This is a genomic window from Kutzneria chonburiensis (assembly GCF_028622115.1).
Lineage (GTDB): Bacteria > Actinomycetota > Actinomycetes > Mycobacteriales > Pseudonocardiaceae > Kutzneria > Kutzneria chonburiensis.
This window is the reverse complement of record NZ_CP097263.1, coordinates 1,553,695-1,567,450: the sequence shown is the minus strand read 5'-3', so window position 1 is coordinate 1,567,450 and position 13,756 is coordinate 1,553,695. Positions and strand designations below refer to the sequence as shown.

12 protein-coding genes are annotated in these 13,756 nt (G+C 70.0%); 4 read left to right on the top strand and 8 right to left on the bottom strand.

The features are described from left to right. Positions 1-31 precede the first annotated feature (31 nt). The 7 genes from M3Q35_RS07360 to M3Q35_RS07330 form a co-directional block, all read right to left on the bottom strand. Complete coding sequence (locus M3Q35_RS07360; protein WP_273940893.1) at positions 32-1,501, bottom strand: glycosyltransferase family 39 protein; 1,470 nt, start codon at positions 1,499-1,501, stop codon at positions 32-34. 55 nt (positions 1,502-1,556) lie between these two features. Beyond that, positions 1,557-2,285, bottom strand: coding sequence for a sugar phosphate isomerase/epimerase family protein (locus tag M3Q35_RS07355; protein WP_273940892.1), 729 nt, complete (start codon positions 2,283-2,285; stop codon positions 1,557-1,559). Beyond that, positions 2,285-2,575: a glycoside hydrolase family 6 protein gene (locus M3Q35_RS07350; protein WP_273940891.1), complete on the bottom strand. Its 291-nt coding sequence runs from the start codon at positions 2,573-2,575 to the stop codon at positions 2,285-2,287. The genes M3Q35_RS07355 and M3Q35_RS07350 overlap by 1 nt, the downstream gene beginning before the upstream one ends. Positions 2,576-2,805: 230 nt before the next feature. Then, on the bottom strand, positions 2,806-4,980 hold the full coding sequence (locus tag M3Q35_RS07345; RefSeq protein ID WP_273940890.1) for a glycoside hydrolase family 9 protein: 2,175 nt from the start codon (positions 4,978-4,980) through the stop codon (positions 2,806-2,808). Further along, on the bottom strand, positions 4,977-6,794 hold the full coding sequence (locus M3Q35_RS07340; RefSeq protein WP_273940889.1) for a DUF2264 domain-containing protein: 1,818 nt from the start codon (positions 6,792-6,794) through the stop codon (positions 4,977-4,979). The genes M3Q35_RS07345 and M3Q35_RS07340 overlap by 4 nt, the downstream gene beginning before the upstream one ends. Beyond that, positions 6,791-7,798: a hydroxyacid dehydrogenase gene (locus M3Q35_RS07335; RefSeq protein ID WP_273940888.1), complete on the bottom strand. Its 1,008-nt coding sequence runs from the start codon at positions 7,796-7,798 to the stop codon at positions 6,791-6,793. The genes M3Q35_RS07340 and M3Q35_RS07335 overlap by 4 nt, the downstream gene beginning before the upstream one ends. A 54-nt stretch (positions 7,799-7,852) precedes the next feature. After that, positions 7,853-8,911, bottom strand: a complete 1,059-nt coding sequence (locus tag M3Q35_RS07330) for a substrate-binding domain-containing protein (protein ID WP_273940887.1) — start codon at positions 8,909-8,911, stop codon at positions 7,853-7,855. Positions 8,912-8,999: 88 nt separating this feature from the next. Between M3Q35_RS07330 and M3Q35_RS07325 the strand changes: the two genes are divergently transcribed. Further along, positions 9,000-9,575, top strand: a complete 576-nt coding sequence (locus tag M3Q35_RS07325; RefSeq protein WP_273940886.1) for a hypothetical protein — start codon at positions 9,000-9,002, stop codon at positions 9,573-9,575. 18 nt (positions 9,576-9,593) lie between these two features. Here M3Q35_RS07325 and M3Q35_RS07320 read toward each other — a convergent pair whose 3' ends face one another. Beyond that, positions 9,594-10,496: an endo-beta-N-acetylglucosaminidase H gene (locus M3Q35_RS07320; protein WP_273940885.1), complete on the bottom strand. Its 903-nt coding sequence runs from the start codon at positions 10,494-10,496 to the stop codon at positions 9,594-9,596. A 267-nt stretch (positions 10,497-10,763) separates the two neighbouring features. Here M3Q35_RS07320 and M3Q35_RS07315 point away from each other — a divergent pair, with 267 nt between their 5' ends. The 3 genes from M3Q35_RS07315 (at position 10,764) to M3Q35_RS07305 (ending at position 13,756) form a co-directional block, all read left to right on the top strand. Continuing rightward, positions 10,764-11,270: an acetoacetate decarboxylase family protein gene (locus tag M3Q35_RS07315; RefSeq protein ID WP_273940884.1), complete on the top strand. Its 507-nt coding sequence runs from the start codon at positions 10,764-10,766 to the stop codon at positions 11,268-11,270. A 310-nt stretch (positions 11,271-11,580) separates the two neighbouring features. After that, positions 11,581-12,792, top strand: a complete 1,212-nt coding sequence (locus M3Q35_RS07310) for a branched-chain amino acid ABC transporter substrate-binding protein (RefSeq protein ID WP_273940883.1) — start codon at positions 11,581-11,583, stop codon at positions 12,790-12,792. Positions 12,793-12,856: 64 nt separating this feature from the next. Beyond that, positions 12,857-13,756 carry a phosphotransferase gene (locus tag M3Q35_RS07305; RefSeq protein WP_273940882.1) on the top strand — a complete coding sequence of 300 codons (900 nt, stop codon included), beginning with the start codon at positions 12,857-12,859 and terminating at the stop codon, positions 13,754-13,756.

Below are 13,756 nucleotides of genomic sequence, written 5' to 3'. Positions count from 1 at the left end.
ATAACTTGAGTGTATAGCCGATATGCGCAGGTCAGCCCAGGTGGACGAGGCGAGGCCACAGTTGTTGCCAGCTCCACTCCCGGCCACTGCACACCACGATCGGGGCATGCTGGGCCTGGTTGCCGACGTCCGCGCCGAGCTCGACCGTGCCGACGGTGGTGCACTGCGCGAAGCCCGGGGTCAGCACATCGGGGGTGATGCCGACGGCGACGGCCGTGGTCGCGGAGTCCGGCGGCAGCCACTTGGCGAGCTCGTTGTGACCGCTGTAGACGTCGAGCAAGCCCCAGTGCGCGAGCGCGCCGGCCTCGCCGTAGTCCTGGGCCAGCAGCACCGTGTTCTCACCGGCCGGCACGGCGGCGGCGACCTGGCTGGCCAGCTCCGGCCAGCCCATGCTGTCCCGCACCTCGACATTGGCCAGCGGAATCGGGGTGTTGGCCACCACGGATGCCGGCAGCACCGGCAACGTGAGCAGCACCGACAGCCCCAGGTTGACCAGCAGCGCGGCGGCGATCACGCGACGGCGACGAAGGCTCACCATCCACCGGTCGACCAACACGGCACCGGCCGCGAGCAGCACGAAGAGCAGCGGCGCGGAGTAGTCCATGCGACCGCCGCTCACGAACACCAACGCCAACGCCACCAGGAAGGCCACGCCCATCGCACGGACCGGACGCCATTCCGGGCGGCGGAGCAGTCCGACCAAGCCGGCCAGCCAGACCGGGGCCAGCGGCAGACCGACGAGAACCAGCTGGCCGGGCAGCATGAACAGCCGGTTCCGGCCACTGTTGCCGTCCGCGCCCAGCGCCGTGGCCATCTTGAGCTGGGGCCAGTCGTGCGTGACCTGGTACAGGATGTTCGGCGCGCCGATGACCAGCGCGATCGCCGCGCCGGCCCACAGCCAGCGGTTCACCAGCACGCGGCGCGGACCGACGGTCGCAAGGCCGACCAGCAGGCCCAGGCACAGCAGCGCGATCAGGTACTTGTTGTAGAGGCTCAGACCGACGGCCACGCCGGTCCACAGCCACCACTTGTCGTTGCGCAGCGCCTTGAGCGCGAACAGCGCCACGACCTCCCAGGCCACCAGGTCGAAACTCGACGTTAGCAACGTGTGACCGACCAGCAGGACGTAGCACGAGCCGGCCGTGCCCAGGGCGGCGATGAGCTGCGCCCGGGCGCGGCCGCCGAACTCCGCGGCGATCATCGCGGTGAGCACCACGGCCGCCGCCGCGCACAGCGCCGCCGGCACCCGGATGCCGACCGCCGTGTCGCCGAACAGATGCGTCGCCAGGCCGGCCAGCCAGGGTGTCAGCGGTGGTTGGTCCACGTATCCGAGGGCCGGATGTTCGCTCAGCATCCGGAAGTAGAGCTCGTCCCGGTAGTAGCCGTAGCGCGAGGCCAGGGCGAGCAGCATCACCACCACCGCGACCGCCACCGCGCCGATCTCCGGCCACGCGATCCTCGGTCGGGCGACAACCCGGACATCCAGTGTCATCTGTGCCATACATCGGACTATACACTGCGTGTATACACCGTGCGTATAGCAGGATAACCGCAGGTCACAGCAGCCAGCGGGCGGCAGCGCGCAGGGCGACCTCGACCGGCGGCAGGTCCGGGTACCAGGCCCGCTCCCACTCCAGCGAGACCCATCCCGACCATTCCCGGAGCACGGCGGCGCACTCAGCGAGCGGCACTTCCCCGTCACCGGGCGGCAGCGGTGTCGGATCGGCCGCGCGGGCATCCTTGAGCTGGAAGTAGCCGAGGTACTCGCCGAGCACCTCGCGGGTACGGGTCGGCGACTCGCCATGCCGCCACGGATGCACCGCGTCCCACAGCACCGCGACGTCGGCCGGCTCGAACGGTTCGACGATGCGCCGCGCGGCCTCGCCGGTCGGGTGCGAATCGTGGGTCTCGACCAGCAGCCGCACCCCGGCCGCCCGCAGGTCGTCGAGCACCGCGGCGATCCGCTCGTGCGGCCGGCCGTCACCGCCGGGGAACACCCGGATCGCCGGGGCGCCGAGCTCGTACGCGAGGTCGATCAAGGCCCGGAGCTCGGCGATCACGGGCGCGTCCGGCCCCGGCGCACACACCTTGGCGTAGCCGGCCAGGCACGCGATTGCCAGCCCGGCGTCGAGCACGACCGCCGAGGTCATGCCGAGGTGGACCTCCTCGTCGGGGTGAACGCGGATCTCCAGCCCCTCGCAGCCGTGCGCGAGGGCGATCCGCGCGGCTTCGGCCAGCGGCACGCCGGGCAGGCCCAGCGTGCTCACCGCGAACCGCCACGCCATCAGGTGCCGTTGATCAGTCGAACGGCCAGGTCCGGGCTGAACTGACCGGCGGGCACCGTGGGCGCGACGCCGCATTTGCCGTCGGACACGCCCGGTGTCTTGATCCACAGCAGCATGTCGGCGCCGCCGCCGGTTCGAGGTGTCGGGCCGAGCTTGCGCCCGGCCGGGTTGCACCACTCGCCGTTGGAGCCGTTGCCGTTGCGGCTGGTGTCGATCACGAACCCGGCGGTGTATCCGAGGGAGGCGTTGATCGAGTTGGCGTAGGTGATCGACGAGCTGGTGGTGGACAAGTTCGACACCGCCGATATCGGCGTCGTCGCCGAACCAGCGGGCGATCGGCTGGCCGGCGATGGCCGACTGGATGGCGCTCGCGCGGGAGTCGCCCGGGTTGTCCCGGACCCACACCGCCGGGGCGGAGTCCGGATTGACGTAGAAGCCGGTCGTGGCGGCGTGCGCCGGGACGGCGCACGCCAGCAACAGCAGTACTGCCGGGACGGTCCACCTCATTGTGGACCTCCTTTCAAGCGTCGGCGAAGGCGGTGATCCAGGCCAGCGCGGAGTTCCAGTTGATCGCCACCTCGTTGGTGGAGTACGAGTCGATCTCGTCGAGATAGCACTTGGCCGGCGCGCAGCCCGGCAGGTTCTGCTGCGCCACCGGATCGTCGAGGCCGGAGTTTGGACCGCCGGCCAGCGAGCCGGGCGGCGGGGTGGGCAGCGCGGGATTCAGCTCGTGGGCGAAGATCCGGTTGTGCTGGTTGTGGCTGGCCCGTTCGCCGTAGCCGGTGATGTACGACTGGTTCACCGCGTTGCGGCCCAACAGGTAGTCCATCGACTCCAGCACCGCGTCGCGGTAGCCGGGGCGGCCGGTGAGGTCGTAAGCGGTGGCGATGATCAGGGCGTTGTTGGCCGTGGCACTGTTGGAACCCCACACGTACCGGCCGTCCGAGGGCCGGTACGGGTTGGGATATCCCTGGGACCGCACATTCGCCACGTACTCGTCGGCCACCTTGAGGATCCGGGCCCGTGCCTTGAACACCCGGTCCGGTGGGAACCGCCACGGGAGCCGGACGATGGTCAGATCGGTCAGCGCTGCGGTGTCACGCCACGAGAACCCGTCCGGGGTGATCTCGGCCGTGAGGTGGCTCAGGTACGTGCGATCCCCTGTCGTGGCATACAACTCCGCTGCCGCCCAGGAGAACTCGTCGCTCACGTCGGTGTCGGCGTACGCGCCACCGCCCACGCTGTCGTCGGCCGGCGCGTAGATCGCGGGATGGGCCAACGCCGCCTGCCACGCCGTCTTGGCCGCCGTCAGGCACCGCTGCGCGAAAGCCTTGTCCCACTTGGCCCATACCCGTGCGCACTGGGCCCCCACGGCCGCGAGGTTCAACGTCGCCGCCGTCGACGGCGCGTGCAGGTAGCGCGGCTGCGGGTCGTCCTGCGGCATGGTCGGCAGCGGCGTCCAGGCCAGGTCGTGAATCTTGTGGTGCACCATGCCGGCCAACTCCTGCCCGGCCGGAACCTGCATGCGCAGCAGGAATTCCATCTCCCACCGGGACTCGTCGAGGACGTCCGGGACGCCGTTGTGGTTCTCCGGAACGGACAGCAGCCCGTCGCCCGAGCGCTGCCGCTCCTGCATGTCCATCAGCTGCCAGGCCGCCAGTGCGCCGTTGACGACGTACTTGCCCTGGTCACCGGCGTCGTACCAGCCGAACGAGACGTCGAGACTGTAGTCGCAGGTGCCGGGCAGGCACGGCACGCTGGTGTCGCCCTTGTTCGGGGCAACGCCGATGTGCCCGGCCGGGCGCGCGTAGGCCGGTCCGGCGTACCGCGCGTCGATCGGGATGCCGCTTTGGTTGAGGTAGAAGTATTCCAGCGCATCGCGGCGCAGTGAGTCGTAGAGGTTTTCGGCTATGTCGAAGGGTTCGCTGACCGCCGCGCCGACCGCCAGGGTGTAGCCGCGCCCGCTGCGCCGGAAGGTGGAGAAGTCGGCGATGTGCACGTGATCGCCGGACATGGCGTCGTCGCCCTGCACCCGCGTGCGGCCCCCGTCAACGACTTTGCCGGTGTTGTCGCGCAGCTGCCAGCGCAGCGGTCGGGTCGCCGGATCCACAATGGACGCTTGCTTGGGCCCGGACGGGAGGTAGCCGAGCTGGTTCACCCGCACCGGCGAGCCGTAGTCGTGCCCACCGCCCGGTGGGATCAGGCCACCGGTCAGAGAGACGTCGTCCAGGCAGAAGGTGTAAGCGCCGCCGTTCGCGCCCAGCTGGAAGCCCAGTTGGCCGCTGAGGGTGGCGGTCGTGGCGGTGCCGGTGAGGGTGAAGGACTTCGGCGTGCTGGTGACTGCGGCGGTCTTGGTGAACATGGTCGTGTTCGGCGGCACGGCCAGCGCCAGGCCGGCGCGGATCGTCACGTTCGCCGTGGCGGAGGCCGTGAACCGCAGCGTGTACGGCTGGCCGGCCTCGAGCGGGATGTCGTTCTGGCCGATCATCGAGTCCCACGGATGGGCCGTGCCCGCCGGGACGTCGGCGCACAGCCGGCCGGTGTCCACTCGGGACGGTGTGCTGCCGCTGCTCCACCATGGCGACTTGCCGGCGGCGAATGAGCCGTTGAGCACGCGTTCATAGCCGTCGGCATGGGCCGGCGGCGCGAGGCCGACAACCAGGGCGGCGGTCATGACCAGCAGGACTCTTCTCACGAGTGGGTCACCACCAAGGGATCGAGGGCGATTCGGGTGTGCCGGCCGTCCCGCCAGTGCACGAGAACCAGCTCGTCGTCGGGGACTTCGACGAGCGGCGGCGACGGCGGCGTATCGGCCGTGAGCACGGCCAGCGCGACGAACAGGGCGGTGCCTTCGACATCCGCGCCGAGCCGGGGCGTCGTGGCCCACCGGGTGAACGCCGTGCCGTGCGGCGCTCGGGCCATGTCGGCGGACTCCCAGCCGTGGAGGGGAAACAGCAACGATGTCAGGTCCTCCGCCGCCGCCCAGCCGGTCAGCTCGACCCGGCTGCCGCAGGGTGCGGCGATCACGCGATGCACGCGCAGCTCCCACGGCCCGCGGGCCAGCGTGAAGCTTTCCACCCGCAGGCCCGGCCGCATCGGCGATCCCGACACGAACACGGGCCGATGCCAGGAAGCAGCCCAGTCCGGCCCGCTGTCCAGCGGGTGGATACGCCGCCGCACGCTGCCGATCCCGTCCACGATGACGTTGAGGTGGTTGTCGGCGATGTTGCCGCGCGCGGTCGGCCCGGTCCGGGTGGAGTAGGCCAGCCGGCCGTAGTGGGGATCGTCGCCGGCCGCCGACTCGCCCTCCTCCGGGCGCACGTGATCGCTGCCATGGTTGTGCAGCCGGACGATGCCGTCGGCCACAGTGGACTGAAGCAGCAGGCCCGGCGTCGGCATCGCCACAACGTGGTCGGCCTCCTCAACCGGTGCCGGCAGTTCCATATCAGTCCACAATGGATGATCTGGCCCGGCGAGCAGGCACACGAAGGCCTTTGCTGCCCAGTACGGCGACCCCGGACCGGAGTAGTGTTGCGCGGTCGGCGGATGCGCACCGTGCCAGCCGACGGACAACAACCCCGTCGCGTCGACCGCGCCGTGGTCGAGGAAGTACCGCAGCGTGCCGCTGAGCAGCCGACGGGAAACCCCTGGGGCCAACGGCGTTTCGCCGGTGACCGCCCCGAGGCCGACGGCCGCCGTGGCGGCGAACCGGTAGGTCAGCGACCGCCCGAAGTGCAGCGGCGCGCCGTCGCCGCCGAACATCAGCGACAGGTCGGCCAGATGTCGCCGCAGCCTTTCGCCATCCGCTTTGCCGGCCAAGTACCCGTCAAGCACCGGGTAGAGGTGCAGCGCCCAGCCGTTGTAGTAGTCGAAGGCCCGGCCGTCACCGTCCGAGTACCAGCCATCGCCCTGGTACCACGTGTCCAGCAGCTCGAGCGCACGCCAACGGGCATGGGCGGTCTCGGCGTCGCCGCGGCCGACGGAGTCCAGGAAACCGGCCACGGTGAACGGGAACAGGTACCAGTTGTTGGGCGACGGCACGTGCCTGAGCGCACCGCGCAGCCAGTACTCGACGCGGTCCTGCGTCGGCTCGTCGAGGCGGTCCCACAGCCACGGCCGGGTCAGCCGCAGGCCGAGCGCCACCGAGGCGGACTCCACCATGGGTTGGCCGGCGACGTCATGGTCAAGAATCACCGGCCACGACTCGGCGTCGTCGCGGCCGGGCGTGCGGGTGCCGGCGCCGATGCCCTCGGCGTAGCGCTCCAGCCAGCCGTGCGGGTCGTCGCCGCCCGCGCCCGCGATGCGGAACGCCGCAGCGAGGAAAGTCCTGGCGTAGCCTTCGAGCCCGTCCGAGCGCACTCCGTTGGACGAGGGCGGACCCGGCAGGTCGAGCAGCGCTCCGTGGGGGCTCGCCCACCGCCACGCCGCCTCGACGAGGCCGTCGGCGACCGCCTCCCAGTGCCGGCGGGTATAGCCGGTGTGGGGGCTGAGCTCGCGGTCCGCGGTCATGCGCTGCGCCCCATCGACTCCGGCGGCACCGGATGCGCGAAACCCCGGCCCGCCGCCCACCGCGCCACTTCGGCGACCGCGGCCGTGGCCAGGCGACGCCACTCGGTGCCCTGCGAGCCGGCGAGGTGCGGTGTGATCAGCACATTGTCGTGCTCCCACAACGGATGGCCGGCCGGCAGCACCTCCGGCTCGGTGACGTCGAGCACCGCACGCACGCGGCCGGCGGCGGTGGCCTCGGCCAACGCGTCCTGATCGACGATCGCGCCGCGAGCGGTGTTGATCAGCATGGCGTCCGGGCGCATCGACGCGATCAGGTCCCGGCTCACCAGCCCACGGGTGGCCGGCAACAGCGGAGTGTGCACACTGACGATGTCGCTGCACGCGAACAGGTCGGTCAGACCAACCGCTTCGGCGCCGAGGTGGGTGGCCTCGGCCGCGCTGACGTACGGATCGTGCAGCAGGATCCGGAAACTGTGCTGCCGCAACAGTTCGATCACCCGGCGACCGATCATCGACGCGGACAGAATGCCGACCGTGCGGTCGTAGTTGCCGACGTTCGCCGGCACCGTGAGCCAGTCCTCCACCTGCCTCGCGGCCCGGTACTCGCGGGCCCGTTCCAGAACCTTCTTGCCGCTCAGCAGGATCATCGCGACCGTGTACTCGGCGACCGGCAGCGCATTGGCCCCGGCCGCCGAGGAGACCTCGATACCCCGCGCCCAGCATTCGTCGGTGACGTGCCCGCGCACGGAGCCGCCGGTGTGCACCACCGCGCGCAGCCGTGGCGCCGTGGCCAACACGGCGGCGTCCAACGGCGGGCAGCCCCAGCCGGTGACCAGCACTTCGGTGTTCCGCAACACGGCACGAGCCCGCGCCGAGCCGAGGTCGTCCAGGGCCGGTCCAGGGACCAGCTCACACACCCGGCGGAGGGCGGCCAGCGCGGGTTCGTCGAGCACGGCGGCGGCAGCGGCCGGAGCCATGGCGAGAGCGGTTCGGGGTCGACGCACGACCCGAGTATGTGCGGATGAACGCTTTACGGTCAATCATACCCGATAATTCGATCAAACGCTCACAGTCGAGGCGCGGATCTTCAGTTCGGGCAGCACGGCCACCCGCCGGGGCCGGCCCCGGTCGGCCAGCCGAGCCAGCAGCAGCTCGGCCGCCGCCCGCCCGACCTCGGCCTTGGGCGGCGCGACGGCGGTCAGAGCGGTGCTGCCCATCGGCGCGACGACGTCGTCATAGGCCACCACCGAGCAGTTCGCCGGCACCCGGATCCCGGCCGCCTCGAGCTGCTGACACAGCATCAACGCGTCGACATCGCTGTGCATGATCGCGGCCGTCGCCGCCACCGACCGGATCAGCTCGACCACCGGCGGCGAGATGTCCGGCACGGTCGGATCGGCGCACGCGTCCGGGGCGCTGAGCGTGATCGCCCAGTCCTCGATCTCCGGCCGGGCCGCGCAGATCTCGACGAAAGCCGACCGCAGCGTGCGGGCGGTCGGGCTGTCGTCCCGGGCCGCCAGCACCAGGCGACGGTGGCCGAGCCCGACCAGGTGGTCGACCGCCATGTGCATGCCGTACCAGTGATCGGTGCAGGCCGAATCGGTCTCGTGCAGCACACTGCCGGGGCGAGGCTGGCGTTCCATCAACACGACCGGGACGTCCAGCCCGGCGAGCCACCGGTAGTCGGCCTCCTCGTCGGCCAACGTCCGCCAGCGCGGCGCAATCAGCAGGCCGCGCACCCCGTCGGCGACGATCCGCTCCGCGATCGGCCGCTCGGCCCCGGCGACCCGCGGCGCGATGTGCAGCACGGCCCGCATGCCGGCCGCCTCCAGCGCGGCGCGGGCACCGTTGACCGCCTCGTCCAGGTACGCGTGCCGCTCGGGGATCACCAAGGCCACCGCGTTGTCCTTGGGGCGCAGTGGCGGCGGCGCGTGCAGCGACCGGACCACGCCGTGGCCGCGCGCGAGCTTGCCGTCCACGGCCAGCTGCTCCACGTCGCGGCGCACCGTCACGATGGAAACGTCCAGCTCAGCGGCCAGATCGGTGACCCGAGCCTGCCCACGGCCGTCGACCGCGGCCAGTATCCGCCGCCGCCGCTCCTCGCCCGGTTCCCGCATGATCGCCCTTCTGATCGTTTGATCGTTCGGGGCAGCATAGCGTTTCTGGCCCTCCAGCGGAGCCGGCGGCCCTGCTAGCTTCCCGAGCATGATCACCAGGACGTTAGTGGCGCTCGCCTGCGTGCTGTCGACCTTGGTCGGCGCACCGGCCTACGCCTCCCCCTGCACTACGCCCTCGATCGACGGCTACACCCAGTGGCTGGCCTCCGGCGAGGGCACGACCGTGCCGGCGACCGGCAGTCTGCTCGTACGCCAGGGCCACGGCTACGCGGCCAAGGTGGCCTTCCTCAACGCCGAGTGGCATGTGGCCGTGCTGTGGCTGGGCAACCAGTTCGACGCACAGGCCGACCTGACTCGGTCCAAGGGCTTCGCCCTGACCTACAGCGCCACCGACGATCTGTACGTTCAGCTGCGGCCGGCTTCGCACTGGAGCGGCGGCGACAAGTGGGTCACCAAGATCCCGGCCACCGGCGGCAAGATCGTGAAGCGGTTCTTCAGCTTCGCGCCGACCAGCTGGACCTGGCTGCCCGAGCTCGGCCAGCCGTCGTACTCGTTCCCGCAGGCCCTGACCGACGCCCGCGGGCTGGTCTTCGTCGGCAAGACGGCGAACCAGCTCGACTTCCGCGGGCTCCAGGTCGACGGCTACCGCCCACCTCACGTGTGAGCGGTAGCCGCGTTTCGACTACTTCTTGTACACCGCAGCGCTGCCGTAGAGCACGTTGGTGAAGCTCGAGATGTAGGTGTGCTGGTCGGTCCCGTTGAGGTTGTACGTCAGGTACACGCCGTAGCCGCCGGACACCGTGCGCCGGGCGAGGTCGGCCGCCGTGCTGGTGGCCGTCGCGCCGATCTCGATGGCCGCCGGCGAGAGGCCCGACTTGGGCAGCTTGATCGCCGGCACGCCCCAGGTTCCGTAGTACGGGTTCCAGGCATAGTTGAACTTCGAGTCCACGCTCACCCCGTTGTAGCTCAGCCGCGAGGCCGAGGGCCCGATGTTGTACAGCGAGATCAGCTTGTTCGGCATCAGGTTGCGCAGGGCCGTGACCAGGTAGACGAACGAGCTGGCGTTGGGCTGGCCGGTGCCGTTGTTGCCGTACTCGGCGTACTCGTCGTCGAAGTCGATGCCGTCGAGGCCGTACTTGGTGACGGTGTCGGACAGCTGCTTGGCGAACGCGGCCGCCGCGGCCTGGCTCGGGAAGTTGGCGAAGCCTGCACCCTCGTGGTTGCCCAGGATCGACAGCATCACCTTGATGCCCTTGGCCTGCAGCGGCTTGATCTCGGTGGCCGCGTTGTCCAGCGTGCGCTGCACGTTCGGGTTGTTGTACAGGTACGCCGACTTGGTCGTGGTGTCGTAGTTGATGTTGGCGGCGAAGATCACCGCGACGTCGAAGACGTTGCCGCCCTTGGCCAGCGTGTACTTGCCGACGTTGGTCATGCTGTTGTTGTTGACCTCGACGTAGGCCACCGAGATCGGCCCGGTCTTGGCCACCGCCTTGGCCACCGCCGCCGGGGCCGTTCCCGTCGTGCCGACCAGCGCCGCCGCGGCCGCAACGGCCACCGCGGCCGCGATCCGCCCTAATGTCACCATCGAACTCCTATCGCGCGCGTCAAATGTCAATTCGGCAAGTCAAATGTCAACCATTGCGCGAGGACCCCACATATGCCCGGCAACCCGGCCCTCACCTGGACATTCATCTCACGAACAGTACGTATGACAACAGGACAACGCCGTGCTCCAGCCGGGCGAACCGCCGATTACAGAATTGACATCACCGCCGGGCGGACCGGCGTGTTCGATGGCAGCATCGTGGGTATGCAGACCTATCCGCCCGCGCCGTAGTGGTCCACCGGCACGATGTGGATCGCCCCGCTGCCGGTCGGCGGCCCGCGGATGGTGCTCGCGGTCGTCCGGTATCGCGAAGGCACCCTCAGCTACAACGAGGTGTTCGTCGGCAGCGTGGTGCGGCGCGGCTTTCGCGTGGGCCTGTGGGTGCACGGGATCTGGGTGGACAGCGTGGAATCGCTGTGGGGCGGCCGGGAGATCTGGGGACTGCCCAAGGAACTCGCCACGTTCACCTGGCGGAACCGAGGCCTCACCATGACGGCGCAGGACGGTCGACTGGACGTCAGGTTCTCGGGCAGTCCTCGATGGTCGGCCCGGGTGCCGTTCGTCGCCCCGGCTTTCGGCCTCGGGTCACGGTTCTTCTACGGCATCGGGCACGGACGACTTCGGTTGGCACGCCTCGAAGTCTCGGCCGACCTGCCGTGCCTGCGGACGTCGGCCGAGGTACCCGCCTTGTGGCTGAACGACTTCCACCTGGTGGTACGGGCGCCGACGTCCTTTGTGGAGTCCGAATCCTAGGCTTTTCCGTCCCGATACGGGTGTTCGACTCGCCCACTGCGCGAACGGGACGGGACATTCCTTGCCCACAAGGGCGAAACACCGGATTTTCGGCCACCGGATACCGGTATCGACCAGCGGGATCACCCGTGTGACCGATCGTGCAGACAAACGGGTCGGCGGGAAGGCGACCAACACTCACCGGAGGTTCTCCGTCGTAGGCTCGCGTTCGCCGTGGACACCTGATCGTCCGCTGCGCCGAATCCGCCGGCACCACCAGTAGCACTCCCGGCTGCCTGGGGTCTTTTCCAGTGTGTGAAAGGTTTCTGTGATGTCATCTCGCGTTGCGCGGCTCGCGGTGGCGCCCGCCGTCCTGCTGCTGCTGGCCGCCTGCGGCACGAACAAGACCGAAGCCGGCGCCACCGGCGGCTGCGACACCAGCAAGGGCAACCTGGTCGTCGGGGTGGTGGCCCCGCTGACCGGCAATCTGTCCGCGGTGGGCCTCGGCATCCGCAACGCCACCGGGCTGGCCGTCGACGAGGCCAACGCCAAGTGCACGGTGAAGGGCTACAAGCTGACCATGGTCGGCGAGGACGACCAGGCCACGCCGCAGGTCGGCGCCCAGGCCGCGGGCAAGCTGGCGGCCGACGACTCCGTGGTCGGCGTGGTCGGCACGTACAACTCCTCGGTGGCGCAGGTCGTGCAGCCGGTGCTGGCGGCGAAGAAGGTCCCGCAGGTGTCGCCGGCCAACACCAACCCGTCGCTGACCATCGGCGACAACGCCGCGGCGCCCAAGCGCCAGTTCGACTCGTACTTCCGGGTCTGCACCACCGACGCGCTGCAGGGCCCGTACGGCGCCGACTACCTGGTGAACAAGCTGGGCAAGAAGAAGATCGCGATCATCACCGACGGCAAGACCTACGGCAAGGGCCTGGCCGACGAGTTCGCCAAGCAGGCGGCCAAGGACGGGGCCACCATCGTGGACCGCGAGCAGGTCAGCGACACCGACACCGACTTCTCCGGGGTGCTGACCAAGGTCAAGTCGCACAAGCCGGAGGCGATGTACTTCGGCGGCGAGTACCCGGTCGCCGGCCCCCTGTCCAGGCAGGCCGCCACGCTCGGCATCACCGGCCCGTTGGTCGGCGGCGACGGCGACTTCGATCCCAAGTTCATCAGCCTCGGCGGCAAGGAGGGCGACGTCGCCACCTCGGTCGGCGCGCCAACCGACCAGCTGCCCACCGCGCAGAACTTCATCAAGGCGTACAACGCCAAGGGCTACCAGGATCCTTACGCCGCCTACGGCGCTTTCGCCTATGACGCCGCCAACGCCATCATCGCCAGCGTGGCCAAGACCATCGGCGACGGCACTTGGAGCAACTCCCTGCGCGACACGCTGATCAAGAACATCGGCTCCTACACCGCCGATGGCGCCACCGGCGCGGTCGGCTTCGACCAGTACGGCGACAGCAAGAACAAGGTGCTGACCGCCTACGCCGTCACCAACGGCGCCTGGAAGGCCGTGCAGACCGGCTCCGCCGGCTGAGTTTCTCGTGTCCTCCGGTGGGGTTTCGGCCCCGCCGGAGGACTTTGCTGGCACAGTCGTCACCATGGACTGGTTGCCGGCGTGGTGTCTTGCGCAGCTGGGGAGTTCGGTCGCGGCGACGCTGTTCGAGGTCACGTCGATTTCCACGGTGGCCGGCGTTCGCCTGGCCGACGGCCGGGAGGTCGTCGTCAAGTCACGTCCCGCCGAGGGGCGGGAGGCGGCTTGCGTGGCCGCCCAGCTCCGGTTGGCTTCGCTCGGCTTTCCTTGTGCCCGGCCGTTGACGCCCGTGACCCGGGTCGGCACGGTGGCCGTGCACGCCGAGGAGTTCCGTCCCGGCGGCGAGGTTCTGCCCGGCGACGGTCCCGATGTCGCCGTCCGCTATGCCTCGGTCTTTGCCCACCTGATGACCACGCTCGCCGCGGTCACGGTCGCTCCCCCGCTGCCTAATCCGCGCTGGATTCGGTGGGATCACTCCGATCCGGGCTTGTGGCCGACCATCCCCATCCTCGATTCCCTTGCCCAGTCGGCGGTTCCGCCTCACGTCGGGGAGACCGCCGTCCGCGTCCGTCGCCGGCTGCTCGCCGCCGGGCTCCCCTCCGTCCTGGGACACGGCGATTTCGAGGCCCAGAACCTGCGCTGGCGGGGTTTTGACGTCCATGTCGTGCACGACTGGGACAGCCTCACCTGGCAACCCGAGGCCGCCCTGGTCGGCGCGGCCAGTGGCTCGTTTGCCAACTCCAGCCAGCCCACCTTGGCCCCGGTCGCCAGCTCCGAGGCGTTCCTCGCCGCCTATCAGGACTTCCGCCGCCCTTTCAGCGGCGCCGAGCTGGAGGTCGCCTGGGCCGCCAGCCTGTGGCCGGCCGCCCACAACGCGCGCTGGGAGGCGCTGCACGGTCAAGCCCCGCTGGCCACCACCGCGCTCCTTGAGCAGGCACCCGAACGCCTTCGCCGTGGCAACGCCTAG